Source organism: Christensenella massiliensis (assembly GCF_040409835.1).
GTDB classification, from domain to species: Bacteria; Bacillota; Clostridia; order Christensenellales; family Christensenellaceae; genus Christensenella; species Christensenella massiliensis.
Window position 1 is genome coordinate 1,065,354 of the sequence record NZ_CP117826.1, and the last position, 25,359, is coordinate 1,090,712.

Annotated in this window: 23 protein-coding genes and 1 other annotated feature (1 of these 24 cut by a window edge); of the genes, 3 read left to right on the forward strand and 20 right to left on the reverse strand. The window is 51.8% G+C overall.

Translation table 11 applies throughout. The features are described from left to right. Positions 1–38: 38 nt before the first annotated feature. On the reverse strand, positions 39–1,439 hold the full coding sequence (locus PUP29_RS05085) for a glutamate decarboxylase (protein WP_079546851.1): 1,401 nt from the start codon (positions 1,437–1,439) through the stop codon (positions 39–41). Between the two features lie 237 nt (positions 1,440–1,676). On the opposite strand from PUP29_RS05085, the gene PUP29_RS05090 reads away from it, so the two are divergent. The 3 genes from PUP29_RS05090 to PUP29_RS05100 all read left to right on the forward strand — a co-directional run bounded on the left by PUP29_RS05090 (position 1,677) and on the right by PUP29_RS05100 (position 4,910). Next, the gene (locus PUP29_RS05090) at positions 1,677–2,354 is read left to right on the forward strand and encodes a response regulator transcription factor (protein ID WP_079546850.1); all 678 of its coding nucleotides are present in this window, start codon (positions 1,677–1,679) and stop codon (positions 2,352–2,354) included. Beyond that, on the forward strand, positions 2,351–3,682 hold the full coding sequence (locus PUP29_RS05095) for a HAMP domain-containing sensor histidine kinase (RefSeq protein ID WP_079546849.1): 1,332 nt from the start codon (positions 2,351–2,353) through the stop codon (positions 3,680–3,682). The genes PUP29_RS05090 and PUP29_RS05095 overlap by 4 nt, the downstream gene beginning before the upstream one ends. A gap of 193 nt (positions 3,683–3,875) precedes the next feature. Further along, complete coding sequence (locus tag PUP29_RS05100; RefSeq protein ID WP_079546848.1) at positions 3,876–4,910, forward strand: PTS transporter subunit IIC; 1,035 nt, start codon at positions 3,876–3,878, stop codon at positions 4,908–4,910. Between the two features lie 207 nt (positions 4,911–5,117). On the opposite strand, the gene mutM is transcribed toward PUP29_RS05100, so the two are convergent. The 19 genes from mutM to infC form a co-directional block, all read right to left on the reverse strand. Continuing rightward, on the reverse strand, positions 5,118–5,939 hold the full coding sequence (mutM, locus tag PUP29_RS05105) for a bifunctional DNA-formamidopyrimidine glycosylase/DNA-(apurinic or apyrimidinic site) lyase (RefSeq protein WP_353423952.1): 822 nt from the start codon (positions 5,937–5,939) through the stop codon (positions 5,118–5,120). A 16-nt stretch (positions 5,940–5,955) separates the two neighbouring features. Beyond that, positions 5,956–7,125, reverse strand: coding sequence for a tRNA uracil 4-sulfurtransferase ThiI (gene thiI, locus PUP29_RS05110; RefSeq protein WP_079546846.1), 1,170 nt, complete (start codon positions 7,123–7,125; stop codon positions 5,956–5,958). A 27-nt stretch (positions 7,126–7,152) separates the two neighbouring features. Continuing rightward, entirely contained in the window at positions 7,153–8,298 is a 1,146-nt protein-coding gene (locus PUP29_RS05115) for a cysteine desulfurase family protein (protein WP_079546845.1), read from the reverse strand. Between the two features lie 168 nt (positions 8,299–8,466). Continuing rightward, the gene (locus tag PUP29_RS05120) at positions 8,467–9,783 is read right to left on the reverse strand and encodes a S1C family serine protease (protein WP_079546844.1); all 1,317 of its coding nucleotides are present in this window, start codon (positions 9,781–9,783) and stop codon (positions 8,467–8,469) included. A gap of 119 nt (positions 9,784–9,902) precedes the next feature. Then, positions 9,903–11,327 carry a sensor histidine kinase gene (locus PUP29_RS05125; protein ID WP_079546843.1) on the reverse strand — a complete coding sequence of 475 codons (1,425 nt, stop codon included), beginning with the start codon at positions 11,325–11,327 and terminating at the stop codon, positions 9,903–9,905. 139 nt (positions 11,328–11,466) lie between these two features. Further along, on the reverse strand, positions 11,467–12,138 hold the full coding sequence (locus PUP29_RS05130; RefSeq protein ID WP_079546842.1) for a response regulator: 672 nt from the start codon (positions 12,136–12,138) through the stop codon (positions 11,467–11,469). A gap of 28 nt (positions 12,139–12,166) precedes the next feature. Next, positions 12,167–12,604 (reverse strand): DUF523 domain-containing protein, encoded by a 438-nt coding sequence (locus PUP29_RS05135; RefSeq protein WP_079546841.1) that lies wholly within the window; start codon positions 12,602–12,604, stop codon positions 12,167–12,169. Between the two features lie 34 nt (positions 12,605–12,638). After that, positions 12,639–15,005, reverse strand: coding sequence for an endonuclease MutS2 (locus PUP29_RS05140; RefSeq protein ID WP_079546840.1), 2,367 nt, complete (start codon positions 15,003–15,005; stop codon positions 12,639–12,641). 96 nt (positions 15,006–15,101) lie between these two features. Then, positions 15,102–15,500 (reverse strand): RrF2 family transcriptional regulator, encoded by a 399-nt coding sequence (locus PUP29_RS05145; protein ID WP_079546839.1) that lies wholly within the window; start codon positions 15,498–15,500, stop codon positions 15,102–15,104. 15 nt (positions 15,501–15,515) lie between these two features. Next, a complete protein-coding gene (locus PUP29_RS05150; RefSeq protein ID WP_079546838.1) occupies positions 15,516–16,400 on the reverse strand; it encodes a class B sortase in 885 nt (294 codons plus the stop codon). A 114-nt stretch (positions 16,401–16,514) separates the two neighbouring features. After that, positions 16,515–17,186, reverse strand: coding sequence for a hypothetical protein (locus PUP29_RS05155; protein ID WP_353423953.1), 672 nt, complete (start codon positions 17,184–17,186; stop codon positions 16,515–16,517). A gap of 30 nt (positions 17,187–17,216) precedes the next feature. Continuing rightward, positions 17,217–19,064: a dockerin type I repeat-containing protein gene (locus tag PUP29_RS05160; protein ID WP_353423954.1), complete on the reverse strand. Its 1,848-nt coding sequence runs from the start codon at positions 19,062–19,064 to the stop codon at positions 17,217–17,219. Between the two features lie 269 nt (positions 19,065–19,333). Beyond that, the gene (locus PUP29_RS05165; RefSeq protein ID WP_079546835.1) at positions 19,334–19,624 is read right to left on the reverse strand and encodes a cell division protein ZapA; all 291 of its coding nucleotides are present in this window, start codon (positions 19,622–19,624) and stop codon (positions 19,334–19,336) included. 68 nt (positions 19,625–19,692) lie between these two features. Further along, complete coding sequence (gene pheT / locus PUP29_RS05170; RefSeq protein WP_079546834.1) at positions 19,693–22,062, reverse strand: phenylalanine--tRNA ligase subunit beta; 2,370 nt, start codon at positions 22,060–22,062, stop codon at positions 19,693–19,695. 65 nt (positions 22,063–22,127) lie between these two features. Then, a complete protein-coding gene (gene pheS / locus PUP29_RS05175; protein ID WP_079546833.1) occupies positions 22,128–23,144 on the reverse strand; it encodes a phenylalanine--tRNA ligase subunit alpha in 1,017 nt (338 codons plus the stop codon). 44 nt (positions 23,145–23,188) lie between these two features. Then, positions 23,189–23,959: a TrmH family RNA methyltransferase gene (locus tag PUP29_RS05180; RefSeq protein WP_353423955.1), complete on the reverse strand. Its 771-nt coding sequence runs from the start codon at positions 23,957–23,959 to the stop codon at positions 23,189–23,191. A gap of 123 nt (positions 23,960–24,082) precedes the next feature. Next, entirely contained in the window at positions 24,083–24,442 is a 360-nt protein-coding gene (gene rplT, locus PUP29_RS05185; protein ID WP_079546831.1) for a 50S ribosomal protein L20, read from the reverse strand. Positions 24,443–24,470: 28 nt separating this feature from the next. Further along, on the reverse strand, positions 24,471–24,668 hold the full coding sequence (rpmI, locus tag PUP29_RS05190; protein ID WP_079546830.1) for a 50S ribosomal protein L35: 198 nt from the start codon (positions 24,666–24,668) through the stop codon (positions 24,471–24,473). Positions 24,669–24,715: 47 nt separating this feature from the next. Continuing rightward, positions 24,716–25,225, reverse strand: a complete 510-nt coding sequence (infC, locus tag PUP29_RS05195; protein ID WP_079546829.1) for a translation initiation factor IF-3 — start codon at positions 25,223–25,225, stop codon at positions 24,716–24,718. 37 nt (positions 25,226–25,262) lie between these two features. Further along, positions 25,263–25,359 (reverse strand) — a sequence feature (ribosomal protein L20 leader region); it runs 29 nt beyond the window's last position.

Below are 25,359 nucleotides of genomic sequence, written 5' to 3' on the forward strand. Positions count from 1 at the left end.
TCGATCTGCCGGAGCGCCGTAAAGCGTCCGGAGCTCATTTAATGCGTAAAGCCCTGTGCGCCGCTCTTCTGCTTGCCCGGCGCTTCTTCTTTTGTATTCTTTTCAAGGTATTCGATAGCCATCTTCATATCCTGAATGAGGGAATCCGCCATGTTGTAGGAAAGGTCCGCGCGCACCACATAACGCTGAATCAGAACGTTCGTCATATTCTCAGGCAGCGTATAGGCCGGAACCTGCCAGCCCTTCATCGCCAGCCTGTCCGCCAGTTCATAAAGCGTCCATTTATGCTTGCCCGGATCTTTCAGCTTATAGCACACGATCGGGATGTTCGTCGCATCGTTGTAGATCTCAAAAATCCCCATATCGCGGACTGCCTGCGTAATATGCAGCGCAACCTCCTGCGTATGCTTTTGTACGAGCTGAAGCCCTTCCCGCCCATACCGCAGAAAGATATAGTACTGGCCGATGATCTGACTGCCGGAGCGCGAGAAATTGATCGCCATCGTCGGCTGCTCCCCGCCCAAATAGTTTACATAAAAAATGAGTTTTTCCGGAAGATATTCTTTGCTCTTCCACAATACCCATCCGATACCCGGATAGACGAGGCCGTATTTGTGTCCGGAAGCGTTGATGGAATGTACGTTTTTCAAACGAAAATCCCACTCGAGCTCAGGATCCGTAAACGGCACGAACAGTCCGCCCGAGGCGCCGTCCACATGAATACCGATCGGTACCTTTGCCGATTTGTTATGCTTTTCTACCAGTTTATCCAGCTTCTTGATGTCGTCGAATTTCCCCGTATAGGTAATACCGAGGATCCCGACGATCCCTATGGTATAATCGTCCACATAATCCATGACCGTATCCATATTCATGCTCATATGCTGCTCATCGAGCGGAACGAGACGCATCTCGATATCCCAGTAAACACAGAATTTTTCCCAGCAGACCTGATAGCCGGAGGAAATGACCAGATTCGGTTTTTTTGCTTTCGTATCGATCCCTGCTTTTTCTGCGAGTTCACGCCAACGGAATTTCATAGCCATCCCCCCGAGCATGCACGCCTCGGAGGAGCCCACGGTGGATGTGCCCATCGCCTCTCCTTCCGGCGCGTTCCAAAGGTCCGCTATGATATTGACACAGCGGTTCTCCACCTCTGTCATCTGCGGATATTCCGATTTATCAATCGCATTCACCGCAAGTGTTTCAGCCATCAGCTTCGTCGCTTCCGGCTCCATATAGGTTTGGCAGAAGGTCGCAAGATTCTGCCGGGCGTTCCCCTCGTCTATCAGCTCGTCCTTAATGAGGCGGTATGCCGCCTCCGCCGGAATCGGCTTTTCGTTCAAAGCATTCTTCGGCATTCCCTCATCTGCTCCAAAAATCGCGAGATTCAGGGAATCTGTTTGATCCTCTTTTAACCGTTTGTTCGTATGTAGCATGTTTATCACTCCTAAAAAATAAATTTGAAACCGTGTCCGCAAGTGTGGACCATTCATGAATCATTATGCATATATGTAACGCCTCCTCCGCAGCCTAAACAAATAGTGCCAAATTTTAATGTTTGCAAAAAAGAACGCGACGCTGTCCTTTATGATCAGGGAGCAGTGAAAGCCGCTTCATTTTCAATTCACAATCGTGCTATACTATAGTAAAAAATATACTGGCTGGAGTTTTCTATGTTTCATATACTGGTTGTAGAGGATGATAAAAACCTGCGGCGGCTCATGGCCGCTTATCTCGAGCAGGAGGGATATGAGGTCTATCATGCAGAGGATGGCGAAGCAGCGCTCACCGTTCTGGATTCCACGCATATCGACCTGATGATCAGCGACATCATGATGCCGAACATCGACGGCTATGAATTGGTGGAGGAATTACGCGCCGCAGGGTTCACTATACCTATCCTGATGGTGACGGCAAAGGAGACCTTTGAGGATAAAAAGAAAGGCTTTCTTGCCGGAACGGACGATTATATGGTCAAGCCGATCGACATGGAGGAAATGCTGCTCCGTGTCGCCGCGCTCCTGCGCAGAGCGAATATCGCCAACGAGCATAAGCTGCAGATCGGCGACGATATCCTCCTCGATTACGACAGCCTTACCGTACACGCGCACGGCAGGCTGTATGAGCTTCCCAAAAAGGAATTTTATCTTTTATTCAAGCTGCTCTCCTATCCAAAAAAAATTTTCACCCGCCAGCAGCTTATGGACGAAATATGGGGGATGGATGCCGAAGCAGACGAACGTACAGTAGATGTGCACATCAAGAGACTCCGCGAAAAATTTGAAGAGCTTTCCGAATTTAAGATCATTACGATACGCGGTCTCGGCTACAAGGCGGAACGGTACGTATGAGGCATTTCCACTCGATCCAGCTGAAATTCATGTTCGTATTCGTGGGCATTTTGCTCATTGCATGCACCGGCGCGCTGATTCTTGCGTCCGGCGTTGTGCAGTCGGCGATCCTCAGCGAAATGAAAAATCAGATCATGACGACCTCCGAAAATATCGTCCGGCTTTCCGACACAGACCTGAGTATGGATGAGATACTCGATACGGTCGCCAGCCCCTTTTATTCCATCAGCATTTATGACCCGGATACGGCCGCGCCGCCCGGAGGTGTAGCCTCTGAAAATCTTGCTTCCCTCAAAGAGAACACCATATATTTTGCACCGCGGGACGGAGACCGATTTCCCTATGCGTTTCTGAAAGTGCGGGATTCCTATATAGTGATGACGCCGCATGCGGATAACAATGAGCTGACCTATTTCCGCAGCAATTCCCTGACGGCACTCCTGTTCTGCGCATCGATCGGCGCTATTCTGATCCTTGTAGCCGTCATGCAGGTGACAAAGCCCGTAAAGCGCCTTACACAGGCCACCAAAGAAGTTGCCAAAGGTAATTTTGACGTGACCGTGGATTATGAATCGTGTGACGAGGTCGGCCAGCTTGCGCACCACTTTAACCTGATGACGCGCGAGCTGAAAAATATGGAATATCTGCGAAAGGATTTTGTGAGCAGCGTATCTCACGAATTCAAGACGCCTATTGCTTCTATTCAAGGCTTTGCGCGCCTTTTGAAATCCAAAGACCTATCCCCTGAAGAATTTGATGAATATACCGATGTTATTATTAGCGAGAGCGGCCGTCTCGCTAAGCTTTCTTCCAATCTTTTGCGCCTGTCCCGGCTGGAAAATCAAGCGATACCCGAACAGGATTCCGAATTTTCTCTCGACGAGCAGATTCGCAAGACCCTGCTGCTGCTCGAAAACGACTGGAGCAAAAAAAACATCGAGCTCGATATCGAGATGCAGTCCATACGCTATGTGGGAAATGAGGAAATGATCCAGCAGATATGGATCAACCTGCTCTCCAATGCTATCAAATTTTCACACGACGGCGGTCTGCTGCGTGTCCGTCTCGAAAACGACGGCGCCTTTGCGAGGGCTGAGATCGCAGACAACGGCGCAGGGATCGCAGAAGAAGCCCTGCCCCGTATCTTTGAAAAATTTTATCAGGGTGATCCTTCCCATTCCAAACAGGGAAACGGTCTTGGCCTTGCGATCGTAAAACAGATCTTAGACAGCTGTAGCGGTAAAATTTCCGTCCGCAGCCGCCTTGGAGAGGGAACGTGCTTTACTGTCCTCCTTCCTCTCCCGCAGAAGAAGCAGAAAAAAGGCTGAGCTTTTTTTCACAAACACTACTTGCATCGCAGAGTGATTTTCTGTATAATAAAACACGCTGATTGGTATCATGTGCAGTTCAAGACACATGATTTCCGGGTCGTGAAACATAGTTTCCGGTATACGTACCGCTCGAGAAGTACCGATATTTGCTGATTGCAACAAATATGAACTTTTTGGGAGGTATTTTTTTATGCAAAATCATGCAAACGCAACAGCAGCGATCAAAAAATATGCAAAACGCTGGTTCATCGATGGAATGGGCGCGATGGCGCTCGGTCTTTTCTCCAGTCTTATCATTGGGCTGATCATTTCACAGCTTGCGACGATCCCCGGACTTTCTGTCTTATCGCAATTTACGGAGGTACTAAGCGCGCAGTCGCCTGTGGTAGGCGCCGCGATCGGCGTGGCGATCGCATACGGTTTGAAAAACAAGCCTCTCGTCATTTTTTCGTCTGCGGCAACGGGCGCGTTCGGTTACGCCATGGGAGGTCCTGTCGGCGCCTATGTGGCCGCGCTCGTGGGTGCTGAAGTCGGCCGCCTCGTTTCAGGCAAAACGCCCGTCGACATCATCGTTTCGCCCATCGTTACGATCCTTGCAGGCGGCTTTATCGGCCTTTTGGTCGGGCCGCCGCTCAATACGTTCATGACGTGGCTCGGCGAGGTCATCAATTCGGCGACCGTCCTTGCCCCGCTTCCGATGGGTATTATCGTTTCCGTATTGGTCGGCATGGCGCTCACCCTGCCCATCAGCAGCGCCGCTTTGTGCATCATGATGGGGATCAGCGGACTTGCAGCTGGTGCTGCAGTTGCCGGCTGCTGTGCCAATATGATCGGCTTCGCGGTCATGAGCTTCAAAGAAAACGGCTGGGGCGGCCTTCTGGCGCAGGGCCTCGGCACATCGATGCTTCAGGTTCCGAATATCCTGCGCCGCCCGCAGATATGGCTGCCCCCTATCATTGCATCTGCGATCGTAGGTCCTATTTCAACGATGGTGTTCCAAATGACGAATACGCCGACCGGCGCGGGCATGGGAACCTCCGGCCTTGTCGGTCAGTTTGGTGCGTGGGCTGCCATGAGCTCTGCGACGCCCGCACCGATGCTCATCCTCGAGATCGCCCTTGTCCATTTCGTACTTCCGGCCATCTTTACTTTGATTTTTGCAGCGCTCATGCGAAAAGCCGGATGGATACGCCCGCAGGACTTAAAGCTCGAAATGATGAAATAAGGAAAACAGATACAAAAAGGGAAACGCGGTCACGCGCTTCCCTTTTTGGTCCGATCATTAAGGAACCCCTCGGGAAAAACCAACCCGCTTATGGGAGCCAAGCTTTATCCTGCAAAATGGAAGCTATGATAGATTGGACGAACATTTCCTGTTTTCTATATATTCCTGTATCGGCGCATCCAGAATTGCACACAGCTTCCCCATGCATTATTTCTGACAGTGCGGGCAAAAAACGCTTCCCCTACCCGCAATGACTATACGGCAGAGGGCAGCACCGCACACCGGGCAAGGCTTCCCTTTCCGTCCGTATACCTGCAAAAATGGAGTATTGCGGTACTTCTTTCCCTTTCCGGCAAGATATTCTGCAGGCGTGACCCTATTTTTTTCGATGAAATAATTCAGCCGTTCAGGAATGGTTTTCGCAAGGCTTTTCCATTCCGCTTCGGAAAGAGAGCGGGCAGGCTTATCCGGCCGGATATGCGATGCAAACAAAATCTCGTCTGCATAGATATTTCCGATCCCGGCGATGATGCTCTGATCAAGCAGGCATTCTTTGACGGCCCGTTTCCTTGTTCCGCACACTGCCTGTAAATATCCGGCATCCGCCGCAGTTCCGAACGGCTCCGGGCCTAATTTTCCAAGCCCGCTGAACCGGTCTTCCTCTCCGTCCGGTATCCACCAAAGCTTTCCAAAGCGGCGCGTATCGATAAACCGCAGCTCCGTTCCGTTATCCAGATGGAAAACGACATGCGTATGCTTTTCCTCCGGAAAGCCGGAGGGTACGGCAACGAGCCTGCCCGTCATACGGAGGTGCACGACGACCGTTCCGCCCGCAAGACATACCAACAAAAACTTGCCCCGCCTTTCCAGTCCCGTGATGTGCTGCTCCGCAACGCCTTCACAGAACCGTTCCGGCCGGGGCCAGCCGATGACCTCCGGTCTATTTACTACTGTTTTTTTGATCAGCCGTCCGGCGAGCTGCGGCTCCAATACCCGTCTGACTGTTTCTACCTCAGGTAATTCCGGCATTGATCCTCTCTTCCGTTCAGCCAATGACGATATGCTCTACGCTTTCAACTGCCTCCTCTACCAAAGCATCGATATCAAGCGCCTGCTCTGCTTCTGCGATGCGGTCAAGCTTCGGCCGCGTAAGCGGATGCTTGGGAACGAATACCGTGCAGCAATCCTCGTACGGCAGAATGGACGTTTCATAGGTTCCGATCTTCTCTGCGATACCGATGATATCGAGCTTATCCATACCGATCAGCGGCCGGAACACAGGCATGGAAACGACGCTGTTCGTAACATACATGCTTTCCATCGTCTGGCTCGCGACCTGCCCGATGCTCTCCCCCGTAACGATGGCCTGCGCGCCGCATTTTTCGGCAAGCTTCTGCGCAATGCGCATCATAAAACGCCGCATGATAATAACGAGCATCTCGTGCGGGCACTTTTCATAGATCTGCGTCTGGATATCCGTAAAGCTGACCACATTCAGATGTATCCTGCCCGCATATTCCGACACGAGCTTCGCAAGGTCGATCACCTTTTGTTTTGCCGCCTCGCTCGTATAGGGGAAGCTGTGATAGTGTACGGCGTTGATCTCCACTCCACGCTTGGCTATCATATATCCGGCGACCGGGCTGTCGATCCCGCCGGAAAGCAGCAGCATAGCACGCCCGTTCGAATGCTGAGGCATCCCTCCTACAGCCGGGATGATATCCACATATCCATAGCATTGCTCCCGTACTTCTACGTAAACGTTGAAATCAGGCTCGTGTACATCTACGAAAAGCTCCGGCACTGCTTCTAAAATACGTCCGCCGAGCTCGGCGGCAAGCTGCATCGAGGAAAGCGGGAACCGCTTGTCTGCACGCTTCGCCTGCACCTTGAAGCTTGCCTCTTTGATTCCTTTTGTCTCCATATACTCCCGCACAAGGCGAATCATCGTTTCGCCGATGGAGTCGATATCCTTCTTCATTTCCACCGCCGGAGAAACGGAATGGATCCCGAAAACCTTGCACACCGCCCGCACCGCGCGCGGCATCTCTTCTTCCGTAAGGCCCGTCACATAAAAACGCCCGTATCCTTTTTGTGTCACAGCATTCGGAAATTCCCGCAGCGCCCGTTTGATCGCTTTTAACTGCAGGGATTCGAAATGCGGCCTGTTTTGGCCTTTTAAATGTATTTCTCCATAACGAACCAGTAATATCATACTTTTCTCTCCCGTTTCATCATAAATTTATTTCCGTGTGAACCTGCGCAGAAGCGCGGCATTTTTTGCGATCGCGTCCGCTGCGGCGCGCACTTCCTCTTTCGTAGTGAAAGGCGAAAAACTGATACGCACAGCGCCTGCCGCCTCTTCCGGCGTGAGGCCGAGCGCTGCTGCGATCCGGCTCTTCCCCTTTTTGGAGGAACAGGCCGAACCGGTCGAAATATAGATCCCCTGCGCTTCCAGCGTATGCAGCAGCGTTTCCCCGTTCACACCTAGAACAGAAATGCTTATGATATGTCCGCAGGACCGTTCTTCCTCCTGCGGCGACAGGATAACGGTATCCGGTATTTTTGAACACTCGTTCAAAAACACCCTCCTTATCTCCTGTATCTTTTCTTCTGCCGGATTATTTTCAAAATATTCCACTGCTGCCGCAAAGCTGAAGATACCCAGATTATTCTGTGTTCCTGACCGCAGGCCGCTTTCCTGTCCTCCCCCGAGGATATAGGGCTTGAGTGGCGTATGCTCCTTATAGAATACGGCGCCCGTTCCCTTGTGCGCGTGCAGCTTATGCGCGCTGACCGTATAATAATCGATGCTCGAAGTGTTTTGCAGCCGTTCCCGGCAAAAGGCCTGTACGCCGTCCGAATGAAACAGGGCATTCGGATTTTTTGCTTTTACGAGTGATGCGATGCGTTCCACATCGTTTTTGGCTCCTGTTTCGTTGTTGACATGCATAATGCTGACGAGCACAGTGTTTTCATTCACCGCATCCGCGACTGCCTCCGGGGCAGTCACGCCGTTTTTGTCCGTGGGCACAAAGGTCACCTCGCATCCCGCGCTCTGAAGAAGCTTAAAGCTTTCCTCTACGCACGGGTGCTCCGCTCCCCCGCATACATAGTGCATCGCTTTCTTTTGCTTTGCCCCACGTAAAATGACCGTATTCGCACTCTCTGAACCGCAGCTTGTAAAAAAGCATTTATGTTCCTGCGCGCCGAATGCACGGAGCAGCGTTTCCTTTGCCTCGTCGATCTTTTTCTGCGTGCGCGTGGCTCCCGCATACAACGCAGAGGGGTTTTGCCACATTTCCGCGGCATATTCCGCATAAACGTCCTTTAGCTGCTCTAACGGCTTCGTTGTCGCCGCGTTATCTAAATATATCTCCTGTTCCATAAAACCGCCGCCTCAGAATTCATTTGATCTGTATTATTATAGCATACTCCGCGCATAAATACCTTTCTCCATAACTTTTTATTCGGGCAAACACAAAAGGCACGGTTCCCCGTGCCTTTCTTCTCCGTTCTATACTTCAGCCTGCCGCCTTAGGCATACGGCTCTTTTTCATCCAAGATTGTTCATATCCGCGAGGGTGAATTCCACGGAATATTCCTTGCCCTCCCGCCATACCTTGGCCGTTATCGTTTCCCCTACTGCTTTTTCAGATAGGACAGGCATATCCGCACCTGTCGTAAGGTCGACCCCGTCGATCTCCGTGATCACATCATTCTGCTGAAGCCCTGCCTGATCCGCAGGCCCTCCCGCCGTAACGTCGACCACAAGAGCGCCGCGCGGCGTATCCCACAGCTTTGCATCGATCTCGGATATCAGCGTATAGGTGATTCCAATCCCCGCACGCGGGATGCTGCCGTTTTCAATCAGCTGCTGTGCAATGCTGACCGCCCGGTTGATCGGGATCGCATATCCTACTCCCTCCGAATCGAGCAGGTTCCCGTTGGCGTCCATTCCGGAATAAAACTTTTTCGCCGTATTGACACCGATCACCTTGCCGTCTTCTCCAATAAGGGGGCCGCCGGAGTTTCCGGGATTGATTGCAGCATCCGTCTGGATCATCGTCATTTTATTTCCGTCGAGTGCTACCTCCAGCTCCGCGATACTCACATGTCCGACCGTAACGGAATTGTTGAACGTCGTTCCCCGTACATTCCCGATGGCGACTGCGAGCTCGCCTGCTTTGATGGAATCGCTGTCTCCTATTGGTACGGCTTTGATACCGAGCCCCTCCACCTGTATGACCGCGATATCCGTGGCAGCATCTCCGCCGATCTTTTCCGCAATGTGCTCCTGCCCGTCAGGCGTCGTTACCTTGATGAGGTTTCCATCTGCGACTACATGATTATTGGTCAGGATATGACCTTCTTCGGATATCACAAAACCTGTGCCTGCGTCGAGCGCCTGTTCTACCGGCTCCTGCCCGGAAACAAGCTGCTTGTTATAAGCAGTAATGCCCACTACGCTGCCCGACAGGTTTTCCGCGATCTCTACTGCAGGATTCTGCGTATTCTGGATATTCTCCGCCTCTCCGCCGAGGTTCGGCGCTTCTTCCGCCGCATTTGCCTGCGCCTGTTCCTCTTTTGTCGGGAGCTGCTGCAGACCGCTGCTCTGCACCCACTGCCCCGTTATTGCCGGTACGATCAGAAAACCGGTAATGAGCCCGCCTGCTACGACGCCCGCTGCTGCGGCTACCAATATCTTGGGAAATTTTCTTTTTTTCTTTGGAGGGGCCGGCTCTCCTCCTGCTGGTCCTTGTCCTGCCATACCCGGCTGCGGCGCTCCATAGCCGCTATAACTATAGGGCTGTCCCTGTCCGGGCGGTGTATCCTGCCCGCCGTTATACTGATTGAACCCATTCTCGTCCATAACTGTTTTCCTCCTCGCGGCCGCCTTCTTCAGACCGTTTATTTCCAATTATTATCATACGCGAATTATATGAAAAATGTATGAACAAATGAAAAAACGCATTTGATTTTTGAGATGGCTCAATTCGCTTTTTTCAGCGTAAAGGTGAACGTCGTTCCGTCCTGTTCGTTTGACGTCACCCAAACTTTTTGCCCATGCGCCTTTAAAATGTTTTTGACGATGGAAAGGCCGATGCCTGTTCCCTCTTTCGTCCGCGTATGCGATTTGTCTATCTTATAGAACCGGTCGAAAATATAGGGAATGTCTTCGCTCGGGATCGGCTCACCGGAATTATTAACGCTCACCCACACGCTGTCGCCATGCACCTCGTCCGACACGCGCAGCGTTCCATTTTCGGGAACGAATTTGATTGCATTCTCCATGATATTGTGCAACACCTGTGTGATCCGGTTCATATCTGCTAAAACATATATCTTCTCTTCCATGAGTGCTGCTTCGACTTCCAGCTTTTTCGCGCTGATCTTACTTTCAAAGGAGATCAGCACGCGGCGTATCAGCTCTCCGATATCTATGCGTTCCATTTGCATCGGGAACTGCCCCGATTCGATCTTCGCAAGGTCGAGCATGTCCGTAATCAAAAGATTCAGCCGTTTTGATTCGTCCAGCACAACTTCCAGATAATGGTCGATTTCGTCCTTTGGTATCGTTCCGTCCAGAGCCGCCTGTACCAGCCCCTGTATGGAGGTAAGCGGGCTCCTGAGCTCGTGAGATACGTTAGCGATCAGGCTCTCGCGCGACGCCTCATACTTTTTCAGGTCCCGCGCCACGCTGTTGAACGTATAGGCGAGCTGCCCGATCTCGTCTTTTGAACTGACCCGCAGGTGGATATCGAAATCCCCTTTTGCAAGCTGACGTGCGCCGAGCGTCACCACTGAAAGCGGCCGCAGCATACTCTTGGAAAAAATATACGTCAATACGATCCCAAGTGCCGCCGATATGCCTGCGGCGAGCACGATCTGCCGGTACATTGCCATAAGAGACTGCTCCATTTCATAGACCTGCTTATGAACAAAAACATACCCTACGATCTGGCCGCCGCTCACGACCGGCGTTGCCACCGTCAGCACGGGTGTATTGAATACATTGTTCGCTTCGGTGATCTTGCGCACAGTATTTCCCTTATTCAGTTCCGTGATCATGTCCTCATAATAGGTTTGTATCTCTTCCTTCGTGACGCTCGTACGGCCGCTCGGGTCTTCCATCAGCCACCCGAACAGATTGCTGTTGATGACCCATATCGCATTATTGTCGGCTTTCGCTTTTGCGGCGATCTGCTCATTGAGCTGGGAAAAGGACAGCACGCCTTTGGAATAAAGATTCACTAAATTTTCCACATCGTCCGCTGTCGCCGTCATTTGCTGCTTGCTGTCGTCAAGATAGGCATTGCGTACGACCTGACTCATCATAAGGCCGGACAAAAGCAGGGCTATCATAATGATCGCCATAAACAGCAGCATTATTTTGCCAAAAATGGTTTTAATCATCCGCTCTTCCCGTCTTTTCGTTTCCTTCTCCGGTCATTATAGGCCTTCTTTATGTCAAATATATGAAAAAAATATGAAATAATCTGTATGCAGCGCATACAGATCATTCCGCTTCTTTCACACTTTTATGCGCGCGGGGTCAGACCTCGAATTTATATCCAACGCCCCACACCGTTTTGATCTGCCATGGCTCCCCGTCTTTGAATTTCTCGCGCAGACGCTTGATATGCACGTCGACCGTGCGGGAATCGCCGAAATATTCGAATCCCCATACCTGCTCTAAAAGCTGGTCGCGCGTGAACACCTTATTGGGACGTGAGGCGAGAAAATGCAGCAGCTCGATTTCCTTGGGCGGCATTTGCAGCTCCTTGCCTTCATAAATCACCTGATAGTTCTGCATATCGATCTTAAGATCCGGATATTCAAGAATATCCGTTTTTTCATCCTGCGTACTGCGCCGGATGACCGCCTTTACGCGCGCAACGAGTTCTTTGGGATCAAACGGTTTTACGATATAATCGTCTGCGCCGAGCTCGAGCGCGAGTACCTTATCGAACGTCTCGCCTTTTGCCGTCAGCATGATTACAGGCACGTTGCTCTTTGCGCGAATCTGCTTGATCGTCTCAATGCCGTCCTGAACCGGCATCATGATGTCGAGGATCACAAGATCGTACTGCTTGCCGAAAAACAGGTCCACGCCGATCGCACCGTCCGCCGCTTCCGTGACCTCATATCCCTCCTTGCGCAGGTATAGCTTTACTACCTCGCGAATATTTTTATCGTCATCGATCACTAAAATATTCTGTTTCATCCAACTCCTCCTTTATTCCCGGGTGGCTTTATGGAATTTCCACTACTTTTATATCATTTTTCTTGAGAAGCGCACAAGTTACGCCGCAGCCCTCGCGAAGCACGCCCTGAAAGGAACCGTCATAGATGCGGCTCGTGCCGCACGACGGGCTTTTGGCTTTCAGCCATACCTCTTCCGCTCCTATTTTCTGTGCATATTGTAAAAACTTCTGCGCCCCTTCTATAAAATCCTGCGTGATACACGCTCCCTCTTTATTATAAACACCGGCTTTTCCACTTAAAACGTCAAAACCGTCTCCTCCGCATATTTCGGCCGGAGGACGCGGTATCGTAAGCCCGGCCATTGCCTCCGGGCAGGCGCATACTGCTTTTCCCTCGCGTACGAGACGCACGGTTTCTTCATTCGGCCTTGCCTCTCCATCATATCTGCATGGTTTGCCTGCAAGACAGGCGCTTACTATGATCATCAAAAACTCCTTTGTCATCCCAGACCGGCCGGTATCATTTCAGGGTGACCACCGTCACACCGATCCCGCCTTCGCCATATTCTCCCAGCCTCTGTTTTGCAACATGCGGATGGGTGCGCAAATACTGCTGAACGCCGTTGCGGAGCGTTCCCGTTCCGCGTCCGTGCACGATCCGCACCTCATGGTGGCCAGCCAGAAACGCATCGTCCAGATATTTATCCAGTATGATAAGCGCGTCGTCTACCGCCTGCCCATGCAGGTCAAGCTCCAGCGGCACCGCCTTGCCCCGGCTGAGCGTGATGCGCGACATGCGCTCCGCCGCCTGCTTCTGTTCCTGCCCTTTTCCCGCCGCAAGCTCTGTATAGTGGAGCTCCACCGTCATGATGCCCGCCTTAAGGCGCACCATTCCTCTCCCATTCGGCGGCTCGAGCACTGTTGCAGGCGCATCCATGGAAACGATCGTCACCGTATCGCCCGCATGGATGTCCTCCGGCTGCAGTGTTTTGACCTTTCTCTGCAGCTTTTTGTGTTTTTCAATATACTGTTTCTTATGTTCAAGCTTATCGCGTACCTTTTGAACGGTCTTTGTCCGCTGCGATTCGTCCTGTTTTCTAAGCCTGCGCGTCTCCTTAATCGCTTCCTCCGCCGTATTGCGGGCTTCGTTTATGATCTCAATGGCCTTTTCATTCGCCTGTTCGAGCATTTTCTTTCTCTTCTCATTCAGACGCTGCGCTTCCTCTTCCGCGCGCCGGCGCTGTTTTTTTGCTTCCTCCAGCGCCTGATAAGCCTGATTCATCATGCGGTCCGCACGGGATTGCGCCTTTTCCGCGTTCTCAATGAGTCTGCTGTATTCCACATGTTCCTCGTTCATATAATTTCGTGCATTCTGGAGCACATGCTTCGGCAACCCTAATTTTTGCGAAATAGAGAGCGCATTGGAGCGCCCGGCCACTCCCATCAGCAGACGGTACGTCGGCGTGAGTGTCGCCGCGTCAAATTCCATACTGGCGTTTTCAAACCCTTCCCGTTCCCCCGCGAACACCTTCAGCTCGCCGATGTGTGTCGTCGCAAGAATGGTACAGCCCTTAGTATCCAGCTCCGCGAGGACAGCCTGCGCAAGCGCGCTTCCCTCCTGCGGGTCCGTGCCCGCTCCAAGCTCGTCCAAAAGCACGAGGGAAGCTCCGTGCGCATGCTTCAAAGCAAAAATAATACTCTTCATGTGCGCGGAAAATGTAGAGAGGGATTGTTCAATGCTTTGCTCATCTCCGATATCTGCAAAAATACCGTCAAACACAGGCAGCCGCACGGGCGATTTCGCCGGGATGAAAAATCCGGCCTGCGCCATTGCCGCAAACAGGCCGACGAGCTTCAGCGTGACCGTTTTTCCGCCTGTATTCGGCCCTGTCACCACCAGTGCATGTATGCCGTTTTTCATGTGCACCGTGACCGGAACCACCTTTTGCGTATCGATCAGCGGGTGCCGGCCCTCATTGATCTCAAGGTTTTTCTTCCGCTCGAACGTGACCGGAACGGCTTTCATTTCAAGGCCGAGCGAGGCCTTTGCGAAAAGCAGATCGAGCTCGGTCAATATCTCGATATCCTCCCGCAGTTCTTTTTGGTATGGATACAGCATAGAGGTGAGTTCCGCAAGGATACGGGCTGCCTCCCGTGCCTCCTCTCCCTCCAATTCCCGAATACGGTTATTCGCCTCTACGACGCCTGCCGGCTCTACAAACAGCGTCGCACCGGAAGCACTTCTTTCATGTACGATCCCCGGCACGTTGCCCCGGTATTCCGCTTTGACGGGTACGACAAACCGGCCACCGCGCTGGGTGATGATCGCATCCTGTAAATATTTGGAATCGTTCTGCGAACGAATCATAGACTGCAGCTTCTCCCGAATCGATTCGTTCTCCCTGCGCATTGCCTTTCGGATACGCGCAAGCTCCGGGGACGCCTCGTCTGCAAGCTCGTCTTCCGAAAGGACGCAGTCTGTGATGCGCTTCAGCGCTGCTCCGTCATAATAAAGCCCGCGCGCAAGCTCTGGAATGAGCGTGACGTTTTCGTCTTTTGCAGGCTTGGCGAGCGGACCCGCCGCTTTCGCCGCGCGGAACACCCCCGCAACGCGCAGTAGCTCGCCGCAGGAAAGGGCCGCGCCCGTTTTCAGCCGTCTGAGCTCTGCCTCGATATTTGAGAAAGCGCGCATCGGGTATCCCGGCCGCTTGATGAGCATCGTTTCCGCTTCCATCGTCTTCCGCATGGAAAGCTCCGCTGCTTCAAAAGCAGATTCCGGCCATACCGTAAGTGCCGCTTCCTTTCCCGGCCCGGAAACCGCCTTTTCCGCGAGCCGTTCCAATATTTTTTTAAATTCCAATGCTTTTGGCAAGTTCATCTTATTCATAGCATGGTTATTATATCATAAAATATGCCGTCCAGAAATCTTTCCAAATAAAAACGGCGCTTTTTATATCTGCACATAAAAAGCGCCGCGGTCAAATCAAAATGTTTTTTCTGCGGAACAGCCCGCATAGATCTCTTTCAGCTTCAGCCCTTTCAGCCTTTCCACGCTTTCCTCCCATATTTTCAGAAGATGGCTGTGGAAAAGGTCTCCCTCCGCGGCTTTCCAGCCTTTCTCACTTTGCTTTTCCGGCTCGAACAGCGCCACGACGTCATACAGGGTGATGATCCCGTCCTCCGCCGCCAGCCGAAAGCCGCCCTTGCAGCCCTGCTCCGATACGACCAGCCCCGCGTGCCGCAGCTCGTTCAATATCTTCATACAGTACTGGTGCGTGATGCCGACGCCCCGGACGAGTTCGCTTACCGTCGTGACCCCGGGCCGACGCATCATGAACCCCAATATCCTTACAGCGTAGACCGTCGTCGCCTTGATCCGCATATCCCTTCCCTCCGTTCAGCCTGCCGCCGTTTCCGCAGCCTGCGCTTCCTTTTCCGCCTTGCGCGCTACGACAACCATTCTGCCGTTCTCCTGCGAATATTCGCACGTCGTCAGCGTGATGAGCTCGTCGCCGTATTCCGGCGTCACGCCCGTTTCATACAGCTCCTGCTCCTTGATGCTCCGCACAAATTCATCGAATTCTTCTTCCGTCTCCGCGTCATAGAACTGATAGAATTTGAATACGTCCGTTTCGCTCTTTTTGTATATCTTCGACAGGAATACCGCCGCGATCTCGTATTCCTCTTCCTCATAGAGCGTGCTGTAGCGTATCGTCGGGTGCTCCTTATAAAACGCCTCGTCCTGATAGCTGATGAGCGTGTGGAACATCGTTCCGTTCTTCATGTTGTGCCCGTGGATCAGAAGATTCGTGCTGCGCGGCTCTACCGTGCAGTTTTTATCGATGAAAAGGCACCCCTCCTTCGTCGGGTCGTCCTCCTTTTCAAAATTCCGGTACAGGTAGTACTCTCCGTCCTCCGGCGTATACATGACCGGATAATCCACCTCCGTCCCCTCTATCGTGATCCAGCCCGCAATATCGCTGTTCTGCTCATACAGCGTCTGCATAGCGGGAAGCATCTTCTTTCCCGTTGGCGCCGCGCTCGGCGCGGGCGTGCTGACGCTCGCCGTTTCCGTCGTAACGTGCACGGGCCGGGGCGCGGGCTGCGACATCGGCAGGGCGGCGGCAAGGATGATGCATACCGCCGCGGCTGCGGCTGCCATGATCACGATCCACAGCCTCTTTTTCCCGCCCGGCCGTTTTTTCTTTGCGGGGGAGGCCTGCGCCCTGCGCCTTTGCCGGCCGCCCGTATTGCTATGATATCCGTTATTGTTTCGCTCCATTGGTCTTCCTTTTCCGTTCTTCCCGCAAAAACGCCGCAGGGCGGGGAGTGATCCCCGCCCGCCGCGTTCTTACTGCTCATAGGTTACTTGTGCGTCATTGTATGGATAAAGTTATTACTTATGAGAAAACACTTTTTTGCCTGCAACGACCGCCACTGTCGCGGCTGCTGCGATGCCAACTACTGCGAGCACCCAAAGGTCCGTTGTTGCGTCGCCGGTCTTCGGAACGTCGTCCAGTTCGTCAGCGTTCTGGGAATCGGACGGCTGTGCGCTCGGCTCGCCCGTGGGCTCAGACGGCTGCTGCGTCGGCTCGGACGGGTCCTCGGACGGCTGCAGGTCTTCGCTCGGCTGCGTGCTCGGCTGCGGATTTACTGCCGCTTCTACCGTGCCGCTTACGGCAAAGTCTCCAACCGGATTATGCCAAGAGCTACCAGCTGCATCTCCAACCTTTACATCAGACAGCGAAAATTTAATCGCATCTCCCGGCTGTCCCTCTACCGTATAGGTATAGGTCACGCTACCGCTCCCCATCGCTCTCAGCTGCGTTTCATTGCTGAATTGGCCATCATCACTTATATATTTCAAGCCGCTCGTTGTGACTTTTCCCTCAAATCCACCTATATCATTTCCTGTACAGGATACGGTGATATTTACCGTATCTCCCGGATTTGGATTTGAATTGTCAATCGTTACTTTTACCGGAACATCTGCCGCCATGCCTGTCGTCGCGAAAGCCAACACGAGAATGGCTGCCAACGCAATCGACAATATCGTTTTTTTCTTCATGTTATTTACCTCCAAATTTCCTACTGCTTTTTAGATATTGCTGTTTATTATGTTATTGACCTGAATCATATCCAGAAGATCGAGCAGGCCATCTGCATTGATATCTGCCGCTTTAAACGCATCGGCATCAAATTCCGCTTCTTCGTTTATCACGTTATTGATCTGGATCATATCCAGAAGGTCAACAAGACCATCTTTGTTCACATCGCCCGGAATTACGACCGACACTTCTTCTACCGCTCCTTTAGCCGTCCATACAGCGCTTCCGCTGTATCCTGCTACACTTACTTCCACACACAACGTTTTGCCGACATTATCGCTTGTTACCGTATAAACCGGATCTGTGCCAAGTACGTTGTCACTATCTTCATAATGCCATCTGTATTTTGCATTCTTATTGATCGGATACGCCCCGATTACCGGATCTTCAAAATCGCTCGTAATGATATTAGCCGTCAGGATATCTCCCACCTGTGGAACCGTTACAGGTGTAACACCGTCTTTTTCTACTACCGCCGCGCCGAGAATCCTATAAACCGGCTTTGTTACAACAGAATCCGCTTTCCATACAGCCGTTCCGGTATAACCATTTACACTCACTTCCACACACAGTACCTTATCAACATTGTCTTCCGTTACAGTATAAGTTGCTTCGGTACCAAGCACAGCATCCGGGCTTTCCTTGTAATACCACTTATACTGCGCGTTTTCATTCGCCGGATAGGAACCGATCACCGCGTTGTCCGGATCGTCCGTCTTAATGTTTGCGGTCAGCTTCTGTCCATTTTGAGGCGCCGTAACAGGCGTATAGCCGTCCGTTCCGTCCACCACCTCTACTCCGGTCACGTTATAGGGCACTTTCGCAGATGCTTCCCATACCGCTTTGCCGTTGTAACCGTTTACGCTCACCTCCACGCACAGCGTTTTGTTAGTATTATCTGTCGTTACGGTGTAATATGCTCCGGTACCAAGCACGGTATCCGGGCTTTCCTTGTAATACCACTTATACTGCGCGTTTTCATTCGCCGGATAGGAACCGATCACCGCGTTGTCCGGATCACCCGTCTTAATATTCGCAAGAAGTTTCTGACCGGATTTCGGAATAGTAACAGACGTATAGCCGTCCGTTCCATCTACTACCTCTATCCCGGTTATATCATAATTATCTTTATCTCCGACCGTGTTAGGCGCTTCCCATACAGCCGTTCCGGTATAACCGTTTACGCTCACTTCCACGCATAGCGTTTTGCCAAAGTTATCCGTTGTGGCCGTATAAACCGCTTCAGTACCAAGCACGGTATCCGGGCTTTCCTTGTAATACCACTTATACTGCGCGTTTTCATTCGCCGGATAGGAACCAATCACCGCGTTGTCCGGGTCATCCGTCTTAATGTTCGCAATCAATTTCTGGTCGTCCTTCGGAATGACAACGGGCGTATAGCCATCTGTTCCATCCACCACTTCTACTCCGGTTACATTATACCGCACCGTTCCGGGCGCTTCCCATACCGCTTTGCCGTTGTAACCGTTTACGCTCACCTCCACGCACAGTGTTTTGTTAGTATTATCTGCCGTTGCGGTATAAACCGCTTCGGTACCAAGCACGGTATCCGGGCTTTCCTTGTAATACCACTTATACCGCGCATTTTCATTCACCGGATAGGAACCGATCGCCGGTTCATCCGGGTTAGTCGTATAAATATTTGCCGTCAGCTTTTGTCCGGCTTCAGGCGCCGTAACAGGCGTCCAGCCGTCTGTTCCGTCCACCACCTCTACTCCGACTACATCGTATACCGGAGCTGCGGACGCCATAGTTGGTAGAGCCGCCAACACTAAAAGCGCCGCCAGTAAAACAGCTAAGAATTTTTTTCTTCTCATTTTGAAATTCTCCTTCTCATAATAATAATTTTTGCTCTTTTGTTTCAAAAGGCATACTTTATAAGAATTACGCGCTCCTCCTGTGAAGGGCACGTTTTTTTGTATATGTACTTACAAAATCATGCAAAATATGGCTTTTAGGTGATTCACTTATGGAGATTCTTTCCCGTTTGAGGCGGTTTTCCGGTTTCCTTTCCCGCGCGGCCTGCCGTTTTCCGCCGTTCGGGGCACAAAAAAAACAGGCGCGCGCGCCTGTTTTTATGGTCTCATTACCGTCTGTTGAACTGTGCCGGATGACTGTTTCCCGTATTTTTCCCGAGCCGCTCAAGCTCCTGCTTTGCCGCTGCGAGCTCGTCGCTGATTTTCATATAATCGTCTGCGATATTCAGGGAAGTAAGCATGGCAAGCTGGATATTATTCAGGTCCGGATTCGCTTTTTTGAGCTCCGTCAATTTCTTGTTGACGTGCAGGGCGACTCTGTGGATATATTCCGCGCTGTCTGTTCCGCAGATCGTATATTCTTTTCCGCCGATACTGACGACCGTCTTTGTTTTTTCCATGCCGCATTCCCTCTCTCATCCGGGTTTTCTTCTATTATACAACAGGCTCTGCTTTTCCACAACCTGCATTATTGCCGGAGCTGCGCCCCGAACTCTTTTTCGAGCGTTCTAAGAAGCTTCTTTATGACCGCGTCCACTTCTTCATCCCGCATCGTTCCTTCCGGGCTGCGCATCGTAATGGCGTAGGCTACGCTCTTTTTTCCTTCTCCGACCTGCGCGCCGCTGAATACGTCGAACAGCTCCACTTTTTCTACGCGCCTGCCGCCCGCTTTTTTCATGGCTTCCATCATATCTCCCGCGCCGGTCTCCCGGTCTACGATCACCGCAAGGTCCCGCGTTGCAGCCGGGAATTTCGGAAGCGCATGGAATTTCCGTTCCGGTTTTTCTATTGCGTATAATGCTTCGAGATCGATCTGCGCGATCACCGCGCGTTCCGGCATATCAAACGCTTCCATCGTATCCGGATGTACGCTTCCCATCACGCCGATCTTCTGTCCGCCCGCGAAAATATCCGCCGATATGCCCGGGTGCAGCCACGGCTCGTTTGCCCGCCTGCAGCGGATATCCCCTCCGGCCGTCAGGCGTACGATGTTCTCTATGATCCCTTTCATATCGAAAAAATCCTTGCCTGTCTGCGCCAGAACAAGCATCGGCACTTCATGCGGCAGCGGCTCCCCGTCCTGCGGGAAATAACCACGCGACACTTCAAAAAGCTGTACGTTTTCATTTTTCCGGTTTTGGTTCAGCGCGACGACAGAAAGCATGTGCGGAACGAGCGTAGTGCGCATAAGGGAGGAATCGTCCCCCAACGGATTGATGATCTTCACGCTGTCCGGCACGCCCATACCGATTTTCGCATAATCCTGCGGGCCGGTAAAGGAATAGGTCACACATTCGAGAAAGCCCATATCCTTTAAATAATCCTTTATGGCGTCCGCTTTCTTTTCATAAGCGGACATACGCCCGCGGCACAGATGCATGAGCGCGTCTGTCTCCGGGATATTGTCATAACCATAAATGCGCGCCACTTCCTCTGCGATATCAGCCGTACCGCAAATATCCCCGCGGAAAGCCGGAATGGTGCACACCAGCTCATCGCCTATAAGCCCCGTCTGGATAAATACGCGGTTCAGATACTGCTGCATCTCTTTTGCAGAGATATCTGTGCCGAGCTTTGCGTTGACACGCGCCGCATTGACTTTGATGACCTTTTGTTTCAGGTCCTCGTTCAGCACGTCTATCATGCCGCTCGCTACCTTTCCTGCTCCGAGCATATCGATCAGCGTGAGTGCACGCTGCATCGCAAGCAGCGTTGTCACTGCGTCTACGCCCTTTGAAAAGCGCATAGAGCTTTCTGTCGCGAGTCCGAGGCCGCGCGACGTTTGACGAATATTTCCATACATGAATTTCGCGGATTCAAACACGACCGTTTTGGTCTGATCTGTGATTTCCGAATCAAGGCCGCCCATGACGCCCGCAACGCCGATCGGGCCTTCCTTATCGCAGATCAGCAGCATATTTTCCGTAAAGGTGCGCTCCTTATCGTCAAGCGTCTTCATCTTCTCGCCGTTCTTCGCCCGGCGCACAATGATCTCTCCCCCGCGTATTTTGGAGGCGTCGAACGCATGCATCGGCTGGCCTGTTTCCAGCATAACGAAATTTGTGATATCCACAATATTGTTGATGGGCCGTATGCCCGCCTCGCGCAGGCGCACCCGCATCCATTCCGGCGACGGCTCTATCTTAACATCGGTCACCGCCGCTGCAATATAGCGCGTGCACAGTTCAGGCGCCTGAATGCTTACGCTGACCAGATCTTCTGTATTGATCCCGTGTTCTTCATATTTTACTTCCGGGAGGCGGAACGCCGTTTCGTCCGCGGCAGCAGCCTCGCGCGCTGTTCCTAAAATGGAAAGGCAGTCCGGCCGGTTCGCGCCGACCTCAAAATCGATCACCGTTCCCGAAAGGTTTAAAAGCTCGCGGATATCCGTTCCGACCGCAGGCTCGCCCTCAAGTATCATGATACCGTTTACGCCCGCGCCCGGGTAGTCTTCTTCCTTTAAATTCAGCTCCTCGCCCGAGCACAGCATCCCGAACGACTCCACGCCCCGAAGCTTGCCTTTTTTGATCGGCCCTGCCGGAAGCATAGACGGCGCTTTCGCAACCGGGATATAGGCGCCCTCGAACACATTGTCCGCGCCTGTGACGATCTGCAGGAGCTCTTCGTCTCCCACATCGATCATACAAATCTGCAGCTTATCCGCGTCCGGATGCTTTGTGATCTTCTCGATCCGGCCGACCACCACATTTTGAATATTTTTGCCCAGCTCTACGATCTCTTCTACGCCGTTTCCGGTCATGACCATTTTTTCCGCAAGTGTATGCGGATCTGATTTTATATCTGCGTAATCGCAGATCCATCTATAGGGTGCTAACATATATCTATCCTCTTTCTATCATTCCAATAAAGAACGCGCCGAACGTCCGCTATCCTGTTTCTTCTTTATACGAACTGGCGCAGGAAGCGCGCGTCGTTTTCATACAGCAGACGGATATCCGTGATGCCGTATTTGGTATTCGCCAAACGGTCGATCCCCAGTCCAAACGCAAAGCCGGAATATTCGTTCGGGTCGATCCCGCAGTTTTCAAGCACGACCGGGTTCACAAGCCCGCAGCCGAGCACTTCGATCATACCCGCGCCCTTGCAGGCTCCGCAGCCCTTACCGCCGCATACCGTGCATGTGACGTCCACCTCTGCGGACGGCTCTGTAAACGGAAAGAAGCCGGGACGGAATTTTGTTTTCACATGCTCCCCGTAAAAATTACGGATGAACGTGTTGATCGTTCCCTTGAGATCGGAAAAACGAATGTTCTTTCCCACGACGAGCCCTTCCATCTGCATAAATACAGGGGAATGCGTGGCGTCTACGTCGTCCGTACGGAACACGCGCCCCGGGCACACCATGCGGATCGGCGGCTTCTGTGAGAGCATCGTGCGCACCTGTACCGGGGAGGTGTGTGTCCGCAGCACCACATCCTCGCTGACATAAAACGTATCCTGCATATCACGGGCAGGGTGATCCTTCGGAATATTCAAAAGCTCGAAGTTATACCGGTCAAGCTCTACCTCCGGTCCCTCTGTAACATCAAAGCCCATACTGAGGAAGATATCGCGCACCTCGCGGTATACCTGCGTCAGTGGGTGAAGCGCCCCAAGCGCCTGTTTTCTTCCGGGCAGCGTAACGTCTATACGCTCCGCCGCCAGCTTTTCTTCGTTTTCTTTTTTTGCAATTTTCTCTATTGCCTGTGCAAGCGTCTCTTCTACGGCTTTCCTTGCCGCATTGACTGCCTGCCCGAACGCCGGGCGTTCCTCTTTGGAAAGGGCGCCCATCTGCTTCATCAGCAGCGTGATCTCGCCTTTTTTACCGAGATACTTCACACGAATGCCGTCAAGCTCTGCGCTCGACTGCGCCGCGGCGATCTCGCCCTGCGCCTTTGCTACGATCTGCTCACATTCCATTTTCGTTTCCTCTCAAAATCAAAATACAAATCAATTATGATAAACTAAATAATAGCTTCTTTCAGTGCGCGCCGCACATCATACATCATTATACCCGCCGCGACGCTCGCATTCAAGCTTTCCGCCTGTCCATAGATGCATATCTTATAGAGCACGTCGCTCATGTCTGCAATTTCTTTCGATATCCCGCGCGCTTCGTTCCCGACCACTACGCATGCCGCCGTGAGGCCTTCCGGCATTTCTTCCTTTCCCTGAAGCGAGCCGGAAACGATTTTTACTCCGCTTTCTTTCAGCCCCGCAAGACGTTTTTTCAGATCACAGACCTCGATTGGTATATGAAAGGTGCTTCCCATCGCGGCCCGCTGCGCTTTCGGGCCGTAGAAGTCCGCGCTCGTCTCTGAAATAAACACGCCGTCCGCTCCTGCGGCATCTGCCGTCCGAATGATCGTACCCAGATTTTTGGGATCGTTCACATCGTCCAGCGCTACATAGAAGCTGCCGCCGAGATCAGGAAGATTTTCCTGTTTTTTCACGCATGCAAGCTCTTTCGGCGGAGATTTTGTATCCGCGACCTGCTGTACTATTTCATATGGTACAGTTATTGTTTCTACATTATGCTGCTGCGCAAACCGCATAACAGAGCCGTTTTTATCTGATATCAGAATACAGGCGAGCTCTTGTCCTGAAGAAACCGCCTCCTCAATGGTCTTAGCTCCCTCAATAATATACAGGCCCTGTTCATCCCGGAATTTTTTGCGCTTCAGGGATCTCAGCATCTTGATATATTCGTTGGAATGGCTCCTGATCTCTTTCATTGTTTTCCCTCTGTATACCCTGCGCATATCTATCCGTCCGGATACAGATGCCGCATCCTGCATGTATAAATAAAAATGGGGATAGTACTTTAGCCTACTATCCCCCTTGCGTACATTTCCGTTTTATGCCTGCACCTTTTTCTTCGCCGTTTCAGCAAGCTGTTTGAATGCGGCTTTGTCGCTTACAGCCATGTCAGCCAGTACTTTCCGGTTGAGGTCGATCCCGCTTTGCTTAAGACCGTTCATAAACTGAGAATAGCTGATACCATTCTGCCGCGCCTCCGCATTGATACGCACGATCCACAGGCGGCGCATATCGCGCTTTTTAAGCTTGCGTCCCGCATAAGCATAGTGCATGGATTTCATTACCTGCTGCTTTGCGGACCTGTATTGCTTGGATTTTGCTCCGAAATATCCTTTTGCGAGCTTAAATATTTTTCTGCGTTTTTTATGGGAGCTTACTGCCCTTTTTACTCTTGCCATTTTTTAAACCTCCTCGTCTCTTTTCCGATCACTTATACGGAATCAGAACTCTTACGTTCTTCTGCTCTGCCGCGCTGATATAAGTACCCTTGCGGAGATTCCGCTTCCTCTTGGAGGATTTTTTATTCAATATGTGGCTCTTGTACGCTTTGGCTCTTTTGACTTTTCCCGATTTCGTGAGGCTGAATCTTTTTGCCGCGCCCCTGTGTGTCTTCATCTTAGGCATCTTGACGCCCTCCTTCTGTATAAAAACTTTTCGTTTGGTACTCTATTTTATGCTTTGGGAGACAGGATCATAAACATGCTCCGGCCTTCCATTTTTGCATTCTTCTCGACCACTGCCGCTTCCCCGAGCATCTCAAGGAACAGCTCCATGACCTGACGGCCCTGATCTGTATGGGAAAGCTGACGGCCGCGGAAACGAATCGATATTTTTACTTTATCTCCTGCTTCCAAGAACTTTTTGACGTTTTTGGCCTTCACTTCCATATCGTGCTTGTCGATCGTGGCAGAAAGACGCATTTCCTTCAAGGTAATGACCTTCTGGTTCTTCTTTGCTTCCTTTTGCCGTTTATTCTGTTCGAAGCGGTATTTGCCGTAGTCCATAAGCTTGCATACCGGCGGCTTCGCCTTAGGCGAGATATTGACAAGGTCAAGGTCAGCCTCGTCCGCCAGCTTCTGCGCTTCGCGTGAAGACATCACGCCAAGCTGTCTTCCGTCCTCGGCAACTAACCGAACTTCCGGTTCTCTGATCTGCTCATTGATGAGCGGTTCGTTTGCGATGGTTTTTTCCCCCTAACATCGGATGTCGTTTTACCCTCTGCCCACAAAAAAGCGGGCAGCTTACACTACCCGCAAAAATACCGACAAATAAAGCTTTCGTCTGTTATTTGACCATGCACGCCCTTGCGTACAGG

What these genes read in the sequence shown, in the direction of transcription:
- PUP29_RS05085 (WP_079546851.1), bottom strand. Translation starts at nt 1,439, where the DNA reads ATGCTACATACGAACAAACGGTTAAAAGAGGATCAAACAGATTCCCTG.
- PUP29_RS05090 (WP_079546850.1), top strand. Translation starts at nt 1,677, where the DNA reads ATGTTTCATATACTGGTTGTAGAGGATGATAAAAACCTGCGGCGGCTC.
- PUP29_RS05095 (WP_079546849.1), top strand. Translation starts at nt 2,351, where the DNA reads ATGAGGCATTTCCACTCGATCCAGCTGAAATTCATGTTCGTATTCGTG.
- PUP29_RS05100 (WP_079546848.1), top strand. Translation starts at nt 3,876, where the DNA reads ATGCAAAATCATGCAAACGCAACAGCAGCGATCAAAAAATATGCAAAA.
- mutM (WP_353423952.1), bottom strand. Translation starts at nt 5,939, where the DNA reads ATGCCGGAATTACCTGAGGTAGAAACAGTCAGACGGGTATTGGAGCCG.
- thiI (WP_079546846.1), bottom strand. Translation starts at nt 7,125, where the DNA reads ATGATATTACTGGTTCGTTATGGAGAAATACATTTAAAAGGCCAAAAC.
- PUP29_RS05115 (WP_079546845.1), bottom strand. Translation starts at nt 8,298, where the DNA reads ATGGAACAGGAGATATATTTAGATAACGCGGCGACAACGAAGCCGTTA.
- PUP29_RS05120 (WP_079546844.1), bottom strand. Translation starts at nt 9,783, where the DNA reads ATGGACGAGAATGGGTTCAATCAGTATAACGGCGGGCAGGATACACCG.
- PUP29_RS05125 (WP_079546843.1), bottom strand. Translation starts at nt 11,327, where the DNA reads ATGATTAAAACCATTTTTGGCAAAATAATGCTGCTGTTTATGGCGATC.
- PUP29_RS05130 (WP_079546842.1), bottom strand. Translation starts at nt 12,138, where the DNA reads ATGAAACAGAATATTTTAGTGATCGATGACGATAAAAATATTCGCGAG.
- PUP29_RS05135 (WP_079546841.1), bottom strand. Translation starts at nt 12,604, where the DNA reads ATGATCATAGTAAGCGCCTGTCTTGCAGGCAAACCATGCAGATATGAT.
- PUP29_RS05140 (WP_079546840.1), bottom strand. Translation starts at nt 15,005, where the DNA reads ATGAATAAGATGAACTTGCCAAAAGCATTGGAATTTAAAAAAATATTG.
- PUP29_RS05145 (WP_079546839.1), bottom strand. Translation starts at nt 15,500, where the DNA reads ATGCGGATCAAGGCGACGACGGTCTACGCTGTAAGGATATTGGGGTTC.
- PUP29_RS05150 (WP_079546838.1), bottom strand. Translation starts at nt 16,400, where the DNA reads ATGGAGCGAAACAATAACGGATATCATAGCAATACGGGCGGCCGGCAA.
- PUP29_RS05155 (WP_353423953.1), bottom strand. Translation starts at nt 17,186, where the DNA reads ATGAAGAAAAAAACGATATTGTCGATTGCGTTGGCAGCCATTCTCGTG.
- PUP29_RS05160 (WP_353423954.1), bottom strand. Translation starts at nt 19,064, where the DNA reads ATGAGAAGAAAAAAATTCTTAGCTGTTTTACTGGCGGCGCTTTTAGTG.
- PUP29_RS05165 (WP_079546835.1), bottom strand. Translation starts at nt 19,624, where the DNA reads ATGGAAAAAACAAAGACGGTCGTCAGTATCGGCGGAAAAGAATATACG.
- pheT (WP_079546834.1), bottom strand. Translation starts at nt 22,062, where the DNA reads ATGTTAGCACCCTATAGATGGATCTGCGATTACGCAGATATAAAATCA.
- pheS (WP_079546833.1), bottom strand. Translation starts at nt 23,144, where the DNA reads ATGGAATGTGAGCAGATCGTAGCAAAGGCGCAGGGCGAGATCGCCGCG.
- PUP29_RS05180 (WP_353423955.1), bottom strand. Translation starts at nt 23,959, where the DNA reads ATGAAAGAGATCAGGAGCCATTCCAACGAATATATCAAGATGCTGAGA.
- rplT (WP_079546831.1), bottom strand. Translation starts at nt 24,442, where the DNA reads ATGGCAAGAGTAAAAAGGGCAGTAAGCTCCCATAAAAAACGCAGAAAA.
- rpmI (WP_079546830.1), bottom strand. Translation starts at nt 24,668, where the DNA reads ATGCCTAAGATGAAGACACACAGGGGCGCGGCAAAAAGATTCAGCCTC.